This window comes from Eremococcus coleocola ACS-139-V-Col8, from assembly GCF_000183205.1.
Lineage (GTDB): Bacteria > Bacillota > Bacilli > Lactobacillales > Aerococcaceae > Eremococcus > Eremococcus coleocola.
In genome coordinates this window covers 1-19,159 of sequence record NZ_AENN01000011.1, presented here as the reverse complement: position 1 = coordinate 19,159, position 19,159 = coordinate 1, and the positions used below count along the sequence as shown (strand labels likewise).

Genomic DNA, 19,159 nt, shown 5'->3' with positions numbered 1-19,159 from the left:
GTTTGACTATTGAAATTTGTCTTATGGTATAATAAGCTAGTACAAACTAGAGGAGGTAGCCAGTGAATCAAGAAACACCACATAACAAAATGCCAGTGGGAGCTTTAATCCGCACATATGGGTATAAATTAAAAGACAAAGTTAAATACTTTGATATCCCTTTATTATTAGTGACCTTCGTGCTTATTATCTTCGGTCTCATAATGATAACTTCAGCTACATCCGGTACCTCGATTACAGGTGAAATCAACCAACCCTGGGCTTTCTTAAAGCCTCAGTTATTTTCGGTTGGGCTTGGGCTTGTTATATTCTTAATTATGATGGCAGTACCCCAGCAGTGGCTGGCCAATCCTTTGCTACATCTTTTGGCCTTGGGGATTGTATTTCTCTTATTAATTTATACCGCTTTTGCAGGTGAAGTGCGGAATGGGGCCAAATCATGGATACAGGTCGGTTCATTCAGCCTCCAGATTTCAGAATATTTAAAACCGATTGCGGTTTTAGTCTATGCCTGGGTCTTAGCTAAATTGTCTGAAGAAGTCCGCTTGTTTAAAACCCAACACCTTGTTTTATTCCGCTGGTCAATTGTCGGTTTAAGCATCCTATGTTTATTCTTAATCGCTTTACAACCCGACTTTGGGATGGTGGCAATTATTTTAGCCATTATCATCATTATGATTTTAGTCAGCAAAGTCTCCCTTAAAATCAATTTAGCTTTGCTAGGGATAGGGGGCTTGGCTTATGCTGGTTTATTAATCTATTTTAGTAACTATCAAGGCCAGTCTGATTCTTATCAGATTAATCGCTTTTTGGCCATGGTTAATCCCTTTAATTTTCGACAAGGGATTGGCTATCAGTTAGTCAATGGCTATTATGCCATGAGTCGGGGAGGGTGGTTCGGTGTAGGCTTAGGCCAAGGACAAATGAAAAATGGGCTGCTACCCGAGATTCAAACTGACTTTATTTTTGCGCATATTGGAGAAGAATTGGGGATTTTTGGTCTGGCCTTCCTACTAGGCCTATTTGCTTTTCTCCTTTACCGGTTATTTTATTGGGCTGGTCAGGCTCAAAGTCAATTTAGTAGTCTAGTGCTGTTCGGCTTAGGCGTTTTATTCTTTATTCAAATTACGGTCAATGTGGGGGGCGTCTTAGGTCTCATCCCACTGACAGGGGTCACCCTCCCTTTCATTTCCTATGGAGGTTCGTCCGTATTAAACTTTATGTTAACCCTAGCGCTTGCGCAAAAGATGATTTATACAGAAAAAAGAAGCCGGAAACCAGAAATAAATGTAGTCTATTCCCGGTACCAAGGAGGAAAGTCATAAATGGCTTATGAAAAAATTCAACGCCAGAGTCTAATCGTTTGGCTCTACTCAAGCAAACAGTTAAAGCAATTACGTAAATTTGGCAATATCCATTATGTTAGTCGACGGATGAAATATGCTGTGCTTTATACCGATGTTACTAATACGGCGACCACGATTGCTAACTTAGAAAAATTACCCTTTGTCAGATCAGTTGAAGAATCGCACATGAATGAGATAAATATGGATTTTTCCTTGGCACTCGCTGACTTGGATGATAATGGAGACTATATGAAAGCTTTAAATCAGACAGGGCCAAGTTTAGAAGAAATCTCAGCAAGTTTTAAACAAGACTTCACAATTAGCCCTAAAGAATAAGTGATAAGATGCGGGTTATCGCAGGAAAATATGGTAGTCGTCCGCTTAAAACGATTGCGGGAAATCAAACGCGGCCAACTACGGATAAGGTTAAAGAAGCTATGTTTAATATGTTAGGGCATTATTTCCAAGGCGGGATTTGTCTTGATTTTTATGGGGGATCAGGCGCCCTAGCCATTGAAGCCGTTTCAAGGGGGATGGACCAGGCCGTCATCGTTGAGAAAGCCTATCCTGCCCAAGAGATTATTCGACGTAATATTGAGATGACCAAGGAGCCTGAACGTTTCAACTTATTGAGAGGACATAACCGTAAACAATTAAGTCAATATATGGTAGGTAAAGACCAAAGTTTTGATTTAGTCTTTTTGGATCCACCCTATGCTAAAGAGATGATTGTCGATGATATTATATGGTTAGACCAGGCAAACTATTTAAATGAGACTTGTCAGATTCTTTGTGAAACAGGCATAGAAGTAAGTCTCCCTCAAGAGATAGGTAATTTTAAGCAGGAAAAATTAAAAAAATACGGACAGACCCTGGTTTGGATTTTTGAAAGGAAATAAAATGACAAAAGAAAAACGTGGTTTATATACTGGCAGTTTTGACCCGCTTACACTCGGCCATTTAAATATTATTGAACGGGCCAGCCTCTTGTTTGATCATTTAGAAGTCTTAGTTGCAACGAACACAACGAAGAAGTACTTATTTACAGCAGCAGAAAGAGTTGATTTGATTAAAGCAGCTTGTGCTCATCTGCCAAATGTCAAGGTGGATTTATTACAAACGGGCTTGGTTGCTGACTATGTTTTGGACCATCACATAACGGCGGTGGTGCGTGGGGTCCGAAATTATACCGACTTTGAATATGAATTAGCTATCTCTCGAGCTAACCGGATACAAAATGATCAGTTTGAAACAATTATTATGACAGCCGATCCACTTTACAGCCATTTATCTTCAAGTATTATTAAAGAAATTGCCTTCTTTGATGGCAGTATTGATGATATGGTTCCTGAGAATGTTGAAGTAGCTATCAAAAAAAGAATCAGCGAAAATAAAATGAAAAAAGTAGAAATTAATCAATAATTGATTATGATGCATAGTCAATATTAAACCATCCTTATGGACCTATGTCATAAGGATGGTTTTTTGTTATTCATTTAAATTTTTAAAGGAAAACTTCTCTTTTGGGTTATCTATAAATAGATAAAAAAGGGGGAGCCATATGTCACATTTGATCACTAGATTCCAAAGTTTATCTAAGCCATTCAAAATGGGCCTACTTGGGTTTGTCATCGTCTTTTTAGGATTTAATGGTTTTGTAACCTTAAAGTCATCCCCAGGCTTACAAATTACTGATTTATCAGGACAAGAGTCAGGAGGGAGTCTAGAGGAAGCAAGTATGAGTAACTTTGAAAGCGCAGGTAATTATCAAGCAGAGCATGCGAGTGGTCAGGAAAACCAACAGATTTATGTGGACATCAAAGGCCAAATAAAATTGCCAGGGGTTTATCAACTTGAATCAGGGAGTCGTTTGTTTGATTTGATTGACCAAGCGGGCGGGCTAACTCCCCAAGCGGCCCAAGAACAGATTAACCAAGCTCAAGTCTTAAGCGACCAGATGTTGGTCTATATTCCTAGTCACGAAGAAGTGGCAAGACTTGAAGAGGGTAGTGACCAGACACTAGCTAATTTATCAGATACTGGGCTTGCAGGAAATCAGGTTCATGCAGGCATGAACCCACCTGATACAGCATCAAGTTTAATCAATATTAATACCGCTGACGTGAATCTGCTTCAGACCTTGCCCAATATTGGCCCTAAGAAGGCAGAGGCAATCATCAATTATCGCCAAGAAATAGGCTCTTTCCAATCTGTAGAGGAATTAATCCAAGTGCCAGGTATCGGAAAGAAGACCCTAGAAGGGTTAATTGATTTGATATGTATTTAAGCAAGTTTGATTCAATTATGTTAGCTCTAGAAAGAACCTATTTTATTTATCTTTTATTAATGGTTTTATGGCTGATATTCTGGCAGACCCAGCATTTATTAATTGGCTGTCTACTTATTTATCTCATAATAAGAGTTTTCTTCCTATCAGTTTATCATTTTCCCATAATGATAATACTGTTGACCTGTTTCTCCCTATCCATACTACACCAGGAAGAGCACCGCCAAGACTTGAGGGCTCTTGACCTTGAAGGTAAACCAGCTCAACTTGACCTAATTCTTGATCCTAGCGACTTAAAATGGAGCCAAAACCAGGTGAATGGTCAGACAGACATTCAATTTGAAGGGCAGGAGCTGACGATTCAATGGCAATATTTTTACCCAAGATTCAGAAGAAAAACTGGCGCGATTAAAGCAAACAGGGAGTCACTTGCATTTGAAGGGACATTTTAACCGTCCAGCTCCGGCTCGGAATTTTGGATTGTTTGATTATCAAGACTATTTGGCCAAACAAGGATTATTTTGGCAGTTCCAAGTGGATGAACTTGAGTTAATCGACCAAGGCACTCAACTCTTGCCCCTACCAAGTCAGATACGTTTGCATATTTTAAACCGTATAAAATTGGACTATCCAGGTCATTGGCTTTCCTTACACCAGAAGTTGATGTGGAATCAAGATTCAGAAATTTACCAAGCCTGGAGGCCAGGTCTGGCACAGTTAGGTATCCTGCACTTTTTTGCGATCTCTGGTTATCATATTTATTTTATTCAATCCCGCTTAAAAAGTCTTTTTTACCGGATGGGGGCTCCCAAAATTTTGATTGACACCTGTATTTTCTTCTTTATCTTATTTTATGCTTTTTTAATTGGTTGGCCTTTTGGAGTTCAAAGAATTTTAGCTTTAATGCTTTTTAAGTTACTTAAGAACAGTTTTAATTTGCCTTTTACAAATCTAGATGGTTTATCAGTGATCACGATAGTCCAATTAATATTCAATCCCAATATCTTATTTAACCTATCTTTTGTCCTCTCATATTTTATGACTATTATCTTAATGCTTTATCAACCTGTCGCTAAGCAAAAAAAGAGGCCATTCCAAGTTCAATTCGAATTGAGCTTGCTCTGTCTCTTGTTCTCCTGGCCTTTAATGGTCCAAATGAATTTTTCTTTTAATCCCATGCAGCTAATCACTGTCTTAAGCGTAAGCTTTCTATTTGATCGAGTAATTATGCCCTTAATGATGGGAACTTCTTTGATATTATTGTTTCTGCCGAGCTTAAGCCCCCTTTTGACTTCACTTGATCATCTGCTTGCTAGTCAAATTATGCTAGGTTCCTGGGATGATTTATTGAATTGGAGTCAAATTTGGACGGGGACAATGGAGTTAACTAGTTTCTTGCTCTTGTATCTCTTTGCCTTTCTAGCTATGTTTTTCCTTACTAGATCAAAGAAAGCCCTTGCGACTATGATGGTATTGATTTATTTTATTATATTTTGGCTAGTGCCTATTTGCAGAGCCTATGACCGGCTAACTATTATAGATGTAGGCCAGGGCGATGCTTTGTGTTATCAAAGTGCTTGGAACCAGGAGACTTGGCTTATTGATACAGGGGGACGCTACCTCTTTGACCCAGAAAAAAAGGGGAAAATAGATAATCAGCATGCCAACCGAGTCCTAATCCCTGCCTTAAGAGCCTTAGGGGTCAAGCAGATCAATGGTTTGATTTTAACCCATCCTGATATTGACCATGTGGGGAATTTTATCGCTTTAGGCCAGACTATCCCCATTGACCAAGTCTATATTAGTGAATACACTTTTCAATCATCATTTTTTGACCAAGTAAGACAGGTTCAAAATACACTCAAGATAAATAAGATAAATATCCTTGTACCTGGTAGCTTACTCCAAGTGAATGATAAAATTCAAATTGCTAGTCTCAGCTTAGATCTATCACTCAAAGACCCAGATTTGTCCAATGACTCTTCATTGCTTTGTTTAATCCAAATGAAATATGCTAGCTTTTTGAATTTGGGTGACCTTTCCTTAGCAAGAGAATCCGCATTAATTAAGCAATTGCCTCAGTGGTCCGCTAATATAATCAAATTAGGCCACCATGGGTCAAAGACATCAAGTTCAGAATTGCTCTTAAATCATTTTCGTCCTGAATTAGCTTTTATTTCGGCAGGAGCTAATAATCATTACGGGCACCCTCATATAGAGGTTTTAGAACGGTTGCAGGCACAGCAAATTTCTTATTTGAATACAGGATATTTAGGCGCCATACAATATATTGATGAAGACGGTGGTTGGGTGCGGCAGGTTCAGCATTTGGAGAAGAAAGATTAAATACAAAATTTGAAAAGGTTTTCGGATGAGGTTTAAAAAAAGGGGGGACTATTATATAATAAAAACAATAAGGAGGTAAATTATGTCAATTAATGAATTTGTGAAAGCTAATTATGTTGACCGTCGTCATACTGATTCAGTTAAATGGGATGCTCTCTTAGACCTTTATGGGGATGAAAATCTTTTATCCCTTTGGGTTGCAGATATGGATTTTAAGGCACCCCAAGCAGCCCTAGATGCCATGCAAGATTATTTAAAAATGGGGGCTCTAGGTTATCGCGTTTTGCCAAGTAGGTATTATCAAGCCTATCAAACATGGATGGAAGATCATTTTACTTTACACGTAGAGGAAGATTGGATTCGCTTTAGTCCAGGCGTGGTTGCGGGAATTCATTATATCTTGGCAGCTTTTACCAAAAAAGATGATCCGATTTTATTACAAACGCCTATCTATGCTCATTTTTTTGATCTAATAGAAGAGTCAGGCCGTCCTTTGGTGGAAGTACCTTTATTGTACCGACCAGGACAAGGCTATCAATGCGATTTTGAAAATTTTGAAGCAAAAATTATCGAAGCGGGTGTGAAAGTTTACCTCCATTGTTCACCTCATAATCCGATAGGCCGCGTTTGGACTGAAGCAGAGCAAGCCCGTCTCTTTGAAATATGTCATCGGCATGGTGTTTTGATTATCTCAGATGAAATTCACCAAGATTTTACCTTTGATGACCATATTCAAATTCCGGCTTTAAAAGTAGAGCAAGGAAAGTATCAAAATCAAATTTTCACTTTAAATTCAACCTCCAAAACCTTTAATATGGCAGGTCTATCCCACGCTCATCTTGTGATTCCTGATCCTAAGTTGAGAGCTCAATATGATCAGTATTGGATAGAACGCGCAGGGCACCCCAATATAAATTCTTTAGCTGCTATCGGGACCCAGGTAGCCTATGAGCAAGGAAAAACTTGGTTAGATCAGGTAAAAGCGGTTATCTATCATAATTACCTCTATATCAAAGATAAGTTTAAGGAAAATTTGCCCATGATCGCAATTGATCCCTTAGAAGGAACTTATTTATTGTATATAAATATCGAACCACTCTTAGGATCAGATAGTGTTCAAGCTTTCTGTCAAGAAAAAGCCAAAATAGCGGTGAACTATGGAGTTACTTTTAGAGGGGGGACAGATACTTATATTCGGGTTAACTTAGCCACTCGTCCTGAAAATATTGAAGACTTTGTCCAAAGAATGATTGCTCTAAGTTCAGGTTCATTCGAAAGGGTTAATGAATGATGAAACAATGGATTCTCCTTTTTTGTGGTGTATTTTTCTTGCTTGGCTGCCAAAATGTGTCGGATATAAAAGATGAAGGATCGAATCAGAATTCTGAACAAAAAACTGATAATAAATCTGAGACACAAAATAAAGATCAATCCCACTCAGAAATTTGGACTAATTATAGTGACTATGCCAAATTAGACCAAGATGGTTTTGCTTATACCATGGTTAATGATCCTGATGTATCATCAGAAATTTTACCTCTGAATGATTCGGCGCGTAATGTGGTCCTCTTTACCTTTGATGATGCACCTTATGAACCTCAATCCCATGCCTTGCAAATGGCACAATTAATGAAGGCTAAAGATGTTAATGCTATTTTTCTTGTAAACGGGATGTATCTAGAAGGAGAGCATGGACGCAAAATTGTTAAGGAAATTTTCGATATGGGCTTTGAAATTGGTAACCATACCACCACCCATCCCAATATGCGAGAATTAAGCTATGAAGACCAGTACCAAGAAATAAAAAAACCAATGATTTGGTTGAAGAAATCACTGGTCAAGCTCCTCGATGGTTCCGGCCACCCTTTGGTTATTTTAATATGGATACTTTTAACATCTGTAACGAACTAGGGCTACAATTAATGACATGGTCCTATGGCTATGATTGGATGGAAGATTATCAGGATGCTACAGCTTTAGCTCAAATTTCAGTGGAGAATGATTATCTGAGAAATGGCGCTAATATTTTGATGCATGACCGGGTGTGGACCTATGGTGCTCTGGGACAAATGATTGATGGTTTAAGAGAAAACGGCTATCACATTGTGGATCCAAAAATAATTAAAGCACGAAATAACATTATTATGGAATAGACTGCTTGTTCAAAATTTACGCAAATTTTACATTTTGTAACATTTCAGTTACAATGATGGATAGATTAGGTCAATAGGAGGGTGCTCATGGTAAAAAAAGGGCTGCAGATAGCGCAAATTCTTAACTTGTTAATATTTTTAAGCCTAGTACCATTGGTCCACGGGCAAACTCAACTTAGTGACGAAGATTTAATCGCGCCCATTATTTATGCCCCCGCACGTATTTTTGATAAGAATCAATCCTATAATTTACTTGAAGATATAATTGCGGTAGATAACTCAGATCAAATCCTAGAAGTTCATGTCCTGAATTATGATCAACCTGCCCATGTTTCCTTTGAAAACTACCAAACTGGCATTTACTTTATTGAGTATATGACCCAAGATGAAGCGGGGAATATAGGACGTTTAATTCGTCCTATTTATGTTAAAGATGTAAGTGAAAAAGTAGATTTAAGTGCGGTAGATCTAGGAAGTCCAGATTTAAAAACGGAACCGGTCACAATTAAAGTAGGCGATTATACGAGTCTAGCAAGTTTTCAATCAGATCATCGAAATGTTTCTGCCATAGACCAAGAAGATGGTGATATTACTGAAATGATGGGATTGACTCAAGATTCTTTGAACAGCCTAAACATTTTTCAGCCAGGACGATATTTGGTCGAATGGTATGTGGTTGACCAAGCCAATAATCCGGCCTATTGTCAACAATGGGTTATCGTTGAGTAAGCTTATTATTTTCAATAAAACTCATGGCGCACTGTTTTGCGATTGAAACAGTGCGCCATGAGTTTTTTGATAAGGTGGGACTGGAGTGTCAGTAATCCTTCTTATTTAATTTCATAACCGAGGATAATTCCTTGATATTCAGCATAAAAAGCACAAATTCCTGACATTTCAAGAATCTCAATTTCTTGTGTTTGGAATTCCTCAATGAGACTTGCTTGAATTTTTTTGGCATAGTCAAGATTTAACATGTGGGAAATTAGAACTTTCCCTCCTACATAGCCTTGTTCTTTCATTGCATGAATAAGGGAACGGATGGCTCTTTTTTCACCCCGAACTTTATCAACCAATTCTAGTCGTCCATCAAGTGTTCTTCTACCTAGTAATAAAATATTTAAGAGACCAATCATTTGACCTAAGAGCTTATTAAGGCGTCCATTGCGGACTAAGTTATCAACATTTTTAAGGATATAATTGGTTGAGGTGTGTTTATGATAGTCTATCATTTGAGATACCAAGTTATCGAAATCAAGTCCAGTTTCAGCTAATTCCATAGCTTTCAAGACCAGAAGGTCTGCCTCTGTTCCTGCTGTGTTTGTATCAAAAATATGTATATTTTGACTAGGATTTTTTTCTAAGACCATGTCTTTAGCTAAACAAGCAGCATTGTAAGACCCAGAAATATTCTTAGATAGGGTAAAACAGATAACATTCTCACAATCTTGAAAGGCTTCCGCATAGTGATCGGGTGAAGGACAAGCGGTTGACATGGGACCTTGGTTTGCTTTGATTTGAGCATGAAACGCCTCAATATCAAAAGCTTGGTCATCCATAAAAATTTTATTGTCAATATTTATCATAAGAGGAATGGCTTCAAAATTAACATTTGCTTGCTTTGATGTTAATTTCTTATAGTCAGCCCCTGAGTCTGTAATTATTTTCCATTGATGCATTGAATAACACCTCCGTATAGCTTTAGTATAACTTGAAATTTATTTAGCTTCAATTAGAAAGTTTTGGAAAATTTCTAATTGATTCAGGTCAAAATGGGAATAAAGGAAAAGCTGGTAAAATTCTGGCTGCTAATCGCAATTTGCTAGTAAATTTGATACTATTAGATTAGTGAATAAAGGGGTGATTCCATGTTGCATATTATTCATACTAATGATTTACACGGACATATTGAAAATTGGCCAATTTTGCGGACATTTATGGAAGAAAAAATTGCTCATTATTTGGCTGAAGGTGATCCCTACCTACTTGTTGATATTGGTGATGCCCTAGATAGTGTTAATCCAATGGTCGAAGCGAGTAAGGGCCAAATTATGATTGATTTATTTAACCAAATTGGCTACGATGTGGTCACTATCGGTAACAATGAAGGTTTAAACTTTACTTCAACCCAATTAAGCAAATTATATGATAAAGCTAATTTTGATATCACGATTGCCAACCTCTTGTCTAGTCAGACTCAGGATGTGCCCGAGTGGGGTCAAAAGGTTGTCTTCAAGCAGGTGGGTGCCTATAAATTAGCCTTCATTGGTCTAACTGCCCCTTATGCTACGTATCCTTTGAATGGCTATGAGATATTAAATCCAATTCGAACCTTAAAAGCCATCGTTAAAAAATTACAAAAGGACCCTAGTATTGATTTAATCGTTTTAATGTCTCACTTAGGTATTGAACAAGACCGCTATATAGCCAAAATTTTACCTGAAATTCAACTAATTATCGGGGCCCACACTCATCATGTTTTATTTGAAGGAGAATGGGTCAACCAGACTCTGTTAACAGCAGCTGGTCGATATGGTTTATACATAGGAGAAATTGATTTTGATTATGATCCTCAGCTTAAGCAATGGTATTTCCAAGCACGGGTACTGACCTTGAAACAAGTTCAAGAAAGATTGGAAAGTCCCGTTCCAAGTGAAAATTATATTGAAGAAGGACGTTATTTATTAGCTCAAGAAACAGTGACGCATTCATCTAGACCTTATTTTGCTTTACAGTTACAGAGTGAAAATTCCTACATCCAAATGGCTCTAGATGCGCTAGCTTGGTATGCTAATTGTCCACTCGCCATTTTAAATTCAGGCCTGTTCTTAAGTGATTTGCCGGCTGGTCGGATTAATCAAAACGACCTTCATGAATCGCTGCCTCATCCCATGCATTTAGCCCGAGTTACTTTAAAGGGGAGTCAATTAATCACGATGCTAAATGAAATGGAAGGACAGAGGGAAGATTTGTCCTATAAAATGATCCATGGTCTTGGATTTAGAGGTAAAATTTTTGGTGAGTTGGTTTATCGGGGATTGACTTATGACCAATCACAAGATCTCTGGCTAGCCCAGGGTCAACCCATTCAGAGCAAAGAAACCTATGAGTTGATTACGGTAGATCATTTGTGGTTTTTGCCATTTTTTCCAAGTATGGAAGCCAATGGTTTACCACAATTAATTTTCCCAGATTTTATTCGCCATGTAGTGGCTAAATATTTAAAATATATGAACGAAACGAAGTGAAGAAATGAGTAAACAAAAAGAAGATAAAAACAAAAAAGACCAAGCTGTCTCGCAAAAGATTACTGAGATGTTAGAATCTGTTCAAGCATCCTTACTGGAAAATGGAAACCATATTAGCCAAGTAAGCCATGATACGGTTTTAATTGAGGATGAAAGTTACCGCTTGGTTGAAGATTATAAAGAAGGTTTTAACCTAGAGGATTTTAAACAACGTTATGTAGATTACTATGAAAAATTTGATTATCTTGTCGGCGACTGGGGGCATGAACAGTTAAGGTTGAAAGGCTTTTATCAATTGAATACGCCTCGAACTAAAGCAAGTCAGCGCATTTCTTTCTTGGATGAGTATTTAAAAGAATTCTGTAATTTTGGCTGTCGTTACTTTGTATTAGCTAAAGAATCAGCTTTGGACGACTTTGATCAAGCAAAGGGCCAACGTGCTCAAAAACTTGCCCGCGTACAAAAGAATTCTTCTTCAGGTAAAAAAAATAATAATGAGGGACTTAAACAGCGGCAAATAAATACACGCCATACTCGAGATAATTCAAATGATCCCAAAGTAAAGAAAATAAGAAAAGATAATTTTAAAGTAAAACATGATCAAGATAAGAAAGGGGATCAGCTGGGCAAAGCCTCACCAAAACAAGCTCAGCAAGCTGAGGAAAAAGTCAAGGTGAAGCAAAAAAATGCTTTTACGATTAAACGTAAGACTAATATGTAGGAAGAGGTTCAAGTGAAACATTATAAAGGTTACTTAATTGATTTGGATGGCACTGTCTATTTTGGCAAAAAAAGGATCCCCACAGCTGAAACATTTGTTAGAAAACTTATTGCTTCAGAGGTTCCACTCCAATTTGTCACAAATAACGCTACCCGTACGCCCGAAGAAGTGGCAGCTATGTTAAATCAGTACTATGAAATTCCGGTCAATCCAGATATGATCTATACATCATCCCAAGCCTTGATTGATTATTTAAAAGTGAATGAAAAAGGGAAACGAGTCCATGTGGTTGGCGAAAAGGCATTAAAGGACCAATTAGAAAGGGCGGGTTTTCAACTTGATCAGACTAATCAGGCTGACTTCTTGGTTCAAGGACTCCATAAATCGGCAACTTATGAAAGTTTAGGCCAAGCTGTCCAAGCGCTTTTAAATGGGGCTAAGTTTTATGTTACCAATACGGATCAATTAATTCCAACCGAAAATGGGCTCTATCCTTCATCGGGTGCAATCACTGCTTTTCTATCATTCGCCAGTGGTCTACAACCACTTGTGTTTGGCAAACCCCATGCTCCTATTATTGAAGGTGCTGTGAAACGATTGTGCTTAAATAAAGCCGATGTTTTACTAATTGGTGATAATTATCAAACGGATATTCAAGCTGGCATTCAAGCCAATTTAGATACCCTATTAGTACTAACCGGTGTGACTCAGGCCCAGGAAGTGAAACAGTTAGACCCAGCCCCAACATATGTTGTTAAGGATTTATCAGAATGGGAGTTAGGCTAATGTCACCAGCTAAACGTTATTTATTTCTAGGTTCGATAATTTTGACCTCTTTTTCATTAGCTCTTACGCTTTTGATCATACTCTCACCTGTAATTTATTGGCTAATTACTCCTATCTTTAAGCTGGATCAGATTGTTGGCTTAAGCCAAGCAGATCTCCAAACTAATTATCTAAGTATGTGGAAATATTTGTTGAATCCTATCCAAACCGAATTTACTTTTCCAAATTTCTCAGCTTCAAGTCAGGGTATGCAACATTTTGCAGAAGTGAAGGGCCTGATGTGGGGGAATTTTTCTATGTCAATTGCCAGTTTATTTATTTTACCTAAACTGGTCCAAGTCATTCGTAAACGAAGACAGAAAACCTGGTTTAAATCGCAAATAAAATTAGCTATTGTGACTCCCTTATTTTTATTGTTTATTGCACTAATAGGTTTTGAACCTTTATTTATAGCATTTCATAAGTTGTTTTTTGCCAATGATTATTGGCAATTTGACTCCCTCAAAGATCCAATTATTAATGTCTTACCAGAGTCCTTTTTCTTACTTTGCTTTTTGGGGATTATTTTATTGTATGAATTGGTAGTAATCTTGATATCCAGTCGTATTCAAGCCAAGCTTAAAAGCAGAAGAAAAAGTTGAACCTAACTTAGACTTATAAAGTAAGTATCTAAATAAAAATATAGGCATTTCCTTTTAACTGTTCTTCCTAATGATTGCTTAGGGTTAGAGCGAGTTTTTAAAGGAAATGCCTGTTTTATTATACTAAGAGCAAGGAATTAGGAAAAAGTTGCGTCTTAGTCCCAGTAATGATGATAATTCTTGAGTCTTTGTTGATATTGTTTAATCATTGAGTCTTTGCGTTTAAGAAGTTGGCTTAAAGTCTCAGTTAGGACTTGTGAATCATTGAGGTCTTGTAAATTTTCTTGCATGTAAGAGATATCCTCATTGACTAGTTCATGGTCTAGTTCTTTTTTGATTTGATTTAAGATATAAGTAATTTGCTCACGAATCCTTTCCTGCCTTTGAGGTTCATAAGCTTGAATATAAGGTAGGGCTTCGATTACTGAACCATAAGGAACTCGTCGTTCCATATGACCACGGTTGACCATGCAATATTCTTTTTTAAAGGGGGTGATGCCAGGATGGAGGCCATGGATTTGATAGAGACCATCATGGATTTCATAGAGACCCGGTTCAAATTCAGGTAAGAAAACTCTTTTAAATCGGAAATTAGGGTCAGGACCAGTAATTTCGGCCACCCATTTTTTATCATCTTCACCCGGACTTAAGCTTAAATAATTAGGACTAAATCTTCTTTCCATCTGTTCATCCCTCCTTGAGCTGAGGCGCAAATTTGCTACATAAAAAGAGCCCAGAAGAGGTTAAGTCTTACTTCTTCTTAAGCTCAGCTTATTTTTGATTCTATACTTGCTTTTTTCGCTAACTCGAGCTATTTTCACTTCTTGCCTAATCTAGGTAGGAATGATCTAAATTTTTGGCGGGTTGAGCATGAGCAATCCGGCTAGCTGCAGCGGCAGCGATAGCTCCGACAATATCATCGATAAAGGTATTACAAGATGTCCCTTTTTTGTCATTTAGTTCACCGATGATTCCAGGTTTTAACTTATCAACATAACCAAAATTAGTTAGACCAATAGACCCATAAACATTGACGATTGAAAGTACATTGATTTCATCAATACCATAGAGACCTTCGTCCCGCATGAGGAGGTCAGTCAATTCAGGTGAAAAAACACCTTGTTCAGCTGCCATATCGATTTCGATGCCGGTAATGATTGCGTTTTGAACCTCTCGTTTACGTATTACCGCTTGGATATTTTCAATACATTCATATTTATCTAAACCAGGTACATAATCTTTTTGTAGGTCAAAAACGATATCGGCGATGTCTTCAATTTTAACTCCTCTTAATTCTAAGAGATCATAGGCTTTTTGTTGTAGGACAGAGTCTTTAATAATTTTATGTTTATCTACCATGTGAATCACACTTTCTATTTTACTTGCTCAATGGTTGGAGTGAAGTGGGGCGGTATTTGCTTCTGGATCAATATATATTAAGGCTGAGTTAACTGCCATAGGGGCTTCACCAAAGCCAGTTGCAATGAGTTTTGTTTTGCCTGGATAATAAACGCAGTCACCGACTGCAAAAACTCCGGCTAATGAGGTTTCCATGCGGTAAGAAACAGCAATGGCGTTACGTTCAAAGTCTAAGCCCCAAGCTTTTAGGGCCTCGATTGAGGAAGTAAAACCAAAGGCAACAATCAAATGATCAATTGCTAAATGAATATAATTATCTGTACGACCTTCATTAATGACTAATTCTTTTATTTGGCTGCCTTGGTTCTTGATTTCAACTGGAATATAAGGGGTAAATTGATGAACGTTAGATTTATTTAATGCCTCTACAGAAGCCTCATGCCCCCTAAACCGTTTCCGTCGGTGGATTAAATTGACCTCTTCTGCAATAGGTTCTAGAGTTAAGGCCCAATCCAAGGCAGAGTCACCACCCCCGGTAATGGCCACACGCTTATCCTTGAAAATAGCTAAATCATCAGCAAAGTAGTGGAGGCTTTGACCCTCAATTCCTTGATCATAGTCAAAAGGGAGGGGACGGGGATTGAAAGCCCCATTGCCTGTAGCTAAGATAACTGTTTTTGTATAGTGAGCTTGCTTTTGACTCACTAGTTGAATATATGGGTGTTCCTCATTTGCTTCAATTAACAATTCAATTGTTTCATGACAGCAAATGGTCGGTTGATAAGTCATGGCTTGTTGGATCAATTGTTGGCTTAGATGGGTTCCTGAGATGACTGGAATTGCAGGAATATCTTTAATTTGCTTGCTTGAATAGAGATGAAGTGTTTGGCCGCCCAATTCTTCTAAACTTTCAATGAGTTTAGTTTTGGCACCTCTAAGGCCAGCATAATAAGCGGTAAATAGTCCCACCGGGCCTCCACCAATAATGGTAATATCATAGATGTCTTTTATGCTTGTGTCTTTCTGCAAAACGGTCCTCCTTGAGTGGTAATTGACTATAGAAAACTTCGGAATAGGACCGCAACTAAGGCACCGAAGATAATACCGGCAATAACTTCACTCGGTGTATGTCCCATGTAACGTTTGATCACCATTTGGTCATAATTAATTAATGAATTAGTTAAATCAATCGGATTGACTGAGGTTTCTTTTCGTGGTTTTTCTTCTTTTTCTAAAATGTGTTGGTGGTGTCGCGCTAAGATATCTAACACAACTCCTTGTTCACCACTCTGACGCCGAACTCCCATTGAGTCAAACATGATGATAACCCCAAAAACGGTAGCAATTGCTACATAAGGGGAAGCAAACCCATATTCAAAAATTAGGGCAGAAATCAAGCTAGATACAGCTGCCGAATGAGAAGATGGCATGCCACCGGTTGAAGTAATGATATTTATTTTAGCAGCTCTTTTATTGAAAATCGCTGCGATTGGATATTTAATGAGCTGAGCCAGCAAAATTGCTGCTAAGGAGGTAAGCAAGACCATATTCATTGTAATAATCTCCTTCTATCGTAGGTGTTAACACATCTAATTGTAACAAAAAATACTGCGAATTACATTATTATTTGTTTGAAGGCTTAAAAGTGGTAAGATATGACTAGTAAATACTTAGAAAGAGGGTTGACATGACAAATTATCCACAATTAAATTTAAACGAAGGTAAAAAAGATGTCATCATGCATACTAACCATGGTGATATAGCTATGATTTTGTTTGAAGAACAAGCACCAAAGACTGTAAAAAACTTTTTAGAACTCGCTAAACAAGGATATTATGATGGAGTAATTTTTCACCGTGTGATTCCTGAATTTATGATTCAAGGGGGAGACCCAAGCGGAACTGGCATGGGTGGCCAAAGCATCTATGGCCATTCTTTCGAGGATGAATTCTCCATGGACTTATTCAATTTATATGGTGCCTTATCAATGGCTAATGCTGGACCAAATACGAATGGAAGTCAATTCTTTATTGTATCTGCTAAGAACGTACCAGGCCAAATCGCAGGTCAAATGACAGCCGCTGGTTACCCTGAGGAGATTATTCAAGCCTATTTAGATAATGGCGGTACTCCATGGCTTGATCATAAACATACTGTTTTTGGTCAAGTGGTTGCTGGTATGGATGTCGTAGAAGAAATTCAAAATGTTCAACGAAATCATCAAGACAAACCTTTAGAAGATGTTGTGATAGAATCTATTGAGGTTTTTGCATAGAAAATAGGTGATTATATGGGTGAACAATTAGCGATTGGCGATGTCTTAACGGGAACGATTTCCGGTATTCAAGATTATGGTGTTTTTGTTCAATTAGATGAAACAAAACAAGGCTTAGTTCACATTTCCGAATGTCGCCATGGCTTCGTATCAAATTTAGAAGAAGAATTCAAATTAGGACAAGAAGTAAAAGTGATGATTATCGATATCGATGAGTATACCCAACAGGTTTCATTATCTATACGTGTACTTCACTCCCTTAATACACCTCCGTTTCCGGCCCGATTTCATAAGAAGCGACGTTCTAAGGGTCCGGATATTGGTTTTGAAAGTATTGATAAGTTAATGCCTCAATGGATTGCTGAAGGTTTACACGATGCGGAAACAAATCGATTTAATATAAGTAAAAAGGAGAATAATCAATGACCCACATTAAATTTGACAAATCAAGCGCACAATCTTATTTTGCAGATCATGAGTTCCAACAATTACAAGCCTATGTGGATTTAGCTGACCAACAATTGCGTCAAGGAACAGGAGCAGGCTCTGATTTTATTGATTGGATTGAATGGCCAACTACCTATGATAAGGATGAATACAGTCGTATTAAATCAGCGGCAGAAACGATTCGTCAAAATTCAGACATACTAGTAGTTGTAGGAATCGGTGGTTCTTATTTAGGTGCCCGTGCTGCCATTGAATTTTTGAATGATTCTTTCTACAATATTAAGAAGGGAAGCAAGGGGAATCCTCAAGTTGTTTTCGCAGGTAATTCAATTTCTTCTTCTTATTTATATGACCTATTAGATTTAATTGGGGATCGTGACTTTTCTGTAAATATTATTTCTAAATCTGGTACTACGACTGAACCAGCGATTGCATTCCGTATTTTGAAAGAAAAATTGGTAGAAAAATATGGTCCAGAAGAAGCCAAAAAACGGATTTATGCTACTACAGATAAAGCTAGAGGGGCACTTAAGTCAGAAGCAGATAAAGAAGGTTATCAAACCTTTACAATTCCAGATGGAATTGGTGGACGGTTTACCGTCCTAACGGCAGTTGGTTTATTACCGATTGCTGTTGCAGGAAATGATATTGATGCCTTGATGCAAGGAGCTAAAGAAGCTCAAGCCGCTTATGCTGATTCTAATTTGGAAAAGAATGAAGCTTATCAATACGCTGTAGCTCGGAATATTCTCCACCGCAAAGGAAAAGATATAGAAATTCTTGTAAACTATGAACCAAGCATGCAATATTTTGGTGAATGGTGGAAACAATTATTTGGTGAGTCTGAAGGGAAAGATCAAAAGGGAATCTATCCTTCAAGTGCTAACTTCTCAACCGATTTGCATTCGATTGGTCAAACTATTCAAGATGGCAAACGGAACATATTCGAAACGGTTATAAAAGTAACCGCTCCTCGTCATGAAATTACAGTTCCTAGTTTAAACGAAAACCTAGATGGACTTGCTTATTTAGAAGGTAAAACCATGGACTATGTTAATGACAAAGCCTTCCACGGCACCTTACTTGCTCATACAGATGGTCAAGTCCCTAACTTAGTTGTGACTATTCCAGCCATGGATGAACGGTCATTAGGACATTTAATCTACTTCTTTGAAATTGCAGTAGGTATCTCTGGTTATTTAAATGGGGTTAATCCATTTAACCAACCTGGTGTTGAAGCTTACAAATCTAATATGTTTGCTTTACTCGGTAAACCTGGTTATGAAGATTTAAGTAAAGAATTAAATGATCGCTTAAAATAAGCAAGTAAATATAAACTTTTTAGAAAACCCGAATCTGATTTGAGAGTCAGTTCGGGTTTCTTATTTTGTCCCAGAACCCTAAATTCTAGGCAATCCTAAAAAATATGAAAAAAAGTGTTGACTCAGCCTAAGTAAAGGTGATAAGATACTATCTGTTGTCAGTAAAGACAAATAGCTGAAATAAAAAACTTAAAAATAAGTAAAGTTTTAGTTGACATCATAACTGAC

At 37.7% G+C, this 19,159-nt stretch carries 22 protein-coding genes and 1 pseudogene; 18 read left to right on the top strand and 5 right to left on the bottom strand.

The window, feature by feature from the left end; genetic code table 11:
- Window positions 1-62 precede the first annotated feature (62 nt).
- The 11 genes and pseudogenes from HMPREF9257_RS03185 (at window position 63) to HMPREF9257_RS03140 (ending at window position 8,861) form a co-directional block, all read left to right on the top strand.
- Window positions 63-1,325, top strand: a complete 1,263-nt coding sequence (locus HMPREF9257_RS03185) for an FtsW/RodA/SpoVE family cell cycle protein (protein WP_006418032.1) — start codon at window positions 63-65, stop codon at window positions 1,323-1,325.
- Window positions 1,326-1,682 carry a YlbG family protein gene (locus tag HMPREF9257_RS08935; protein WP_006418003.1) on the top strand — a complete coding sequence of 119 codons (357 nt, stop codon included), beginning with the start codon at window positions 1,326-1,328 and terminating at the stop codon, window positions 1,680-1,682.
- Between the two features lie 8 nt (window positions 1,683-1,690).
- Entirely contained in the window at window positions 1,691-2,245 is a 555-nt protein-coding gene (gene rsmD, locus HMPREF9257_RS03175) for a 16S rRNA (guanine(966)-N(2))-methyltransferase RsmD (protein ID WP_006418055.1), read from the top strand.
- A 1-nt stretch (window position 2,246) separates the two neighbouring features.
- Window positions 2,247-2,768, top strand: coding sequence for a pantetheine-phosphate adenylyltransferase (gene coaD / locus HMPREF9257_RS03170; RefSeq protein ID WP_006418068.1), 522 nt, complete (start codon window positions 2,247-2,249; stop codon window positions 2,766-2,768).
- 139 nt (window positions 2,769-2,907) lie between these two features.
- Entirely contained in the window at window positions 2,908-3,633 is a 726-nt protein-coding gene (locus tag HMPREF9257_RS03165) for a ComEA family DNA-binding protein (RefSeq protein WP_006418053.1), read from the top strand.
- A gap of 17 nt (window positions 3,634-3,650) precedes the next feature.
- Window positions 3,651-4,085 (top strand): hypothetical protein, encoded by a 435-nt coding sequence (locus HMPREF9257_RS03160; RefSeq protein ID WP_176686273.1) that lies wholly within the window; start codon window positions 3,651-3,653, stop codon window positions 4,083-4,085.
- Complete coding sequence (locus HMPREF9257_RS03155; RefSeq protein ID WP_006418012.1) at window positions 4,069-5,979, top strand: DNA internalization-related competence protein ComEC/Rec2; 1,911 nt, start codon at window positions 4,069-4,071, stop codon at window positions 5,977-5,979. The genes HMPREF9257_RS03160 and HMPREF9257_RS03155 overlap by 17 nt, the downstream gene beginning before the upstream one ends.
- Before the next feature lie 82 nt (window positions 5,980-6,061).
- A complete protein-coding gene (locus HMPREF9257_RS03150) occupies window positions 6,062-7,270 on the top strand; it encodes a MalY/PatB family protein (protein WP_006418014.1) in 1,209 nt (402 codons plus the stop codon).
- A pseudogene (locus tag HMPREF9257_RS03145) lies at window positions 7,267-7,841 on the top strand (polysaccharide deacetylase family protein); the annotation flags it as partial. The gene HMPREF9257_RS03150 and the pseudogene HMPREF9257_RS03145, both read left to right, overlap by 4 nt.
- A gap of 60 nt (window positions 7,842-7,901) precedes the next feature.
- Complete coding sequence (locus HMPREF9257_RS09410) at window positions 7,902-8,132, top strand: polysaccharide deacetylase family protein (RefSeq protein WP_006418033.1); 231 nt, start codon at window positions 7,902-7,904, stop codon at window positions 8,130-8,132.
- Between the two features lie 87 nt (window positions 8,133-8,219).
- Window positions 8,220-8,861, top strand: coding sequence for a hypothetical protein (locus HMPREF9257_RS03140; protein WP_006418022.1), 642 nt, complete (start codon window positions 8,220-8,222; stop codon window positions 8,859-8,861).
- 101 nt (window positions 8,862-8,962) lie between these two features.
- Here the strand turns inward: HMPREF9257_RS03140 and HMPREF9257_RS03135 are convergent, their stop codons facing one another.
- A complete protein-coding gene (locus HMPREF9257_RS03135) occupies window positions 8,963-9,811 on the bottom strand; it encodes a DegV family protein (RefSeq protein ID WP_006418028.1) in 849 nt (282 codons plus the stop codon).
- Window positions 9,812-10,000: 189 nt separating this feature from the next.
- On the opposite strand from HMPREF9257_RS03135, the gene HMPREF9257_RS03130 reads away from it, so the two are divergent.
- The 4 genes from HMPREF9257_RS03130 to HMPREF9257_RS03115 are packed head-to-tail and all read left to right on the top strand — an operon-like array spanning window position 10,001 to window position 13,528.
- Window positions 10,001-11,380, top strand: a complete 1,380-nt coding sequence (locus HMPREF9257_RS03130) for a bifunctional metallophosphatase/5'-nucleotidase (protein WP_006418036.1) — start codon at window positions 10,001-10,003, stop codon at window positions 11,378-11,380.
- Between the two features lie 4 nt (window positions 11,381-11,384).
- The gene (locus HMPREF9257_RS08710; RefSeq protein ID WP_006418010.1) at window positions 11,385-12,101 is read left to right on the top strand and encodes a YutD family protein; all 717 of its coding nucleotides are present in this window, start codon (window positions 11,385-11,387) and stop codon (window positions 12,099-12,101) included.
- Window positions 12,102-12,113: 12 nt separating this feature from the next.
- Window positions 12,114-12,887 (top strand): TIGR01457 family HAD-type hydrolase, encoded by a 774-nt coding sequence (locus HMPREF9257_RS03120; protein ID WP_006418050.1) that lies wholly within the window; start codon window positions 12,114-12,116, stop codon window positions 12,885-12,887.
- Window positions 12,887-13,528 carry a TIGR01906 family membrane protein gene (locus tag HMPREF9257_RS03115; RefSeq protein ID WP_006418054.1) on the top strand — a complete coding sequence of 214 codons (642 nt, stop codon included), beginning with the start codon at window positions 12,887-12,889 and terminating at the stop codon, window positions 13,526-13,528. The genes HMPREF9257_RS03120 and HMPREF9257_RS03115 overlap by 1 nt, the downstream gene beginning before the upstream one ends.
- A gap of 155 nt (window positions 13,529-13,683) precedes the next feature.
- On the opposite strand, the gene HMPREF9257_RS03110 is transcribed toward HMPREF9257_RS03115, so the two are convergent.
- The 4 genes from HMPREF9257_RS03110 to HMPREF9257_RS03095 all read right to left on the bottom strand — a co-directional run bounded on the left by HMPREF9257_RS03110 (window position 13,684) and on the right by HMPREF9257_RS03095 (window position 16,440).
- Window positions 13,684-14,211 carry a hypothetical protein gene (locus tag HMPREF9257_RS03110; protein WP_006418013.1) on the bottom strand — a complete coding sequence of 176 codons (528 nt, stop codon included), beginning with the start codon at window positions 14,209-14,211 and terminating at the stop codon, window positions 13,684-13,686.
- Window positions 14,212-14,356: 145 nt separating this feature from the next.
- Window positions 14,357-14,887: a phosphatidylglycerophosphatase A family protein gene (locus tag HMPREF9257_RS03105; RefSeq protein ID WP_006418042.1), complete on the bottom strand. Its 531-nt coding sequence runs from the start codon at window positions 14,885-14,887 to the stop codon at window positions 14,357-14,359.
- A gap of 27 nt (window positions 14,888-14,914) precedes the next feature.
- Window positions 14,915-15,916: an NAD(P)/FAD-dependent oxidoreductase gene (locus tag HMPREF9257_RS03100; protein WP_006418041.1), complete on the bottom strand. Its 1,002-nt coding sequence runs from the start codon at window positions 15,914-15,916 to the stop codon at window positions 14,915-14,917.
- Between the two features lie 26 nt (window positions 15,917-15,942).
- On the bottom strand, window positions 15,943-16,440 hold the full coding sequence (locus tag HMPREF9257_RS03095) for a divergent PAP2 family protein (protein ID WP_006418049.1): 498 nt from the start codon (window positions 16,438-16,440) through the stop codon (window positions 15,943-15,945).
- Between the two features lie 134 nt (window positions 16,441-16,574).
- On the opposite strand from HMPREF9257_RS03095, the gene HMPREF9257_RS03090 reads away from it, so the two are divergent.
- From HMPREF9257_RS03090 to HMPREF9257_RS03080, 3 genes are read left to right on the top strand one after another with little or no spacing between them, the layout of a single operon-like run.
- Window positions 16,575-17,162 (top strand): peptidylprolyl isomerase, encoded by a 588-nt coding sequence (locus HMPREF9257_RS03090; protein WP_006418029.1) that lies wholly within the window; start codon window positions 16,575-16,577, stop codon window positions 17,160-17,162.
- 15 nt (window positions 17,163-17,177) lie between these two features.
- Complete coding sequence (locus tag HMPREF9257_RS03085; protein ID WP_006418059.1) at window positions 17,178-17,588, top strand: CvfD/Ygs/GSP13 family RNA-binding post-transcriptional regulator; 411 nt, start codon at window positions 17,178-17,180, stop codon at window positions 17,586-17,588.
- The gene (locus HMPREF9257_RS03080) at window positions 17,585-18,931 is read left to right on the top strand and encodes a glucose-6-phosphate isomerase (protein ID WP_006418016.1); all 1,347 of its coding nucleotides are present in this window, start codon (window positions 17,585-17,587) and stop codon (window positions 18,929-18,931) included. The genes HMPREF9257_RS03085 and HMPREF9257_RS03080 overlap by 4 nt, the downstream gene beginning before the upstream one ends.
- Window positions 18,932-19,159: the final 228 nt, after the last annotated feature.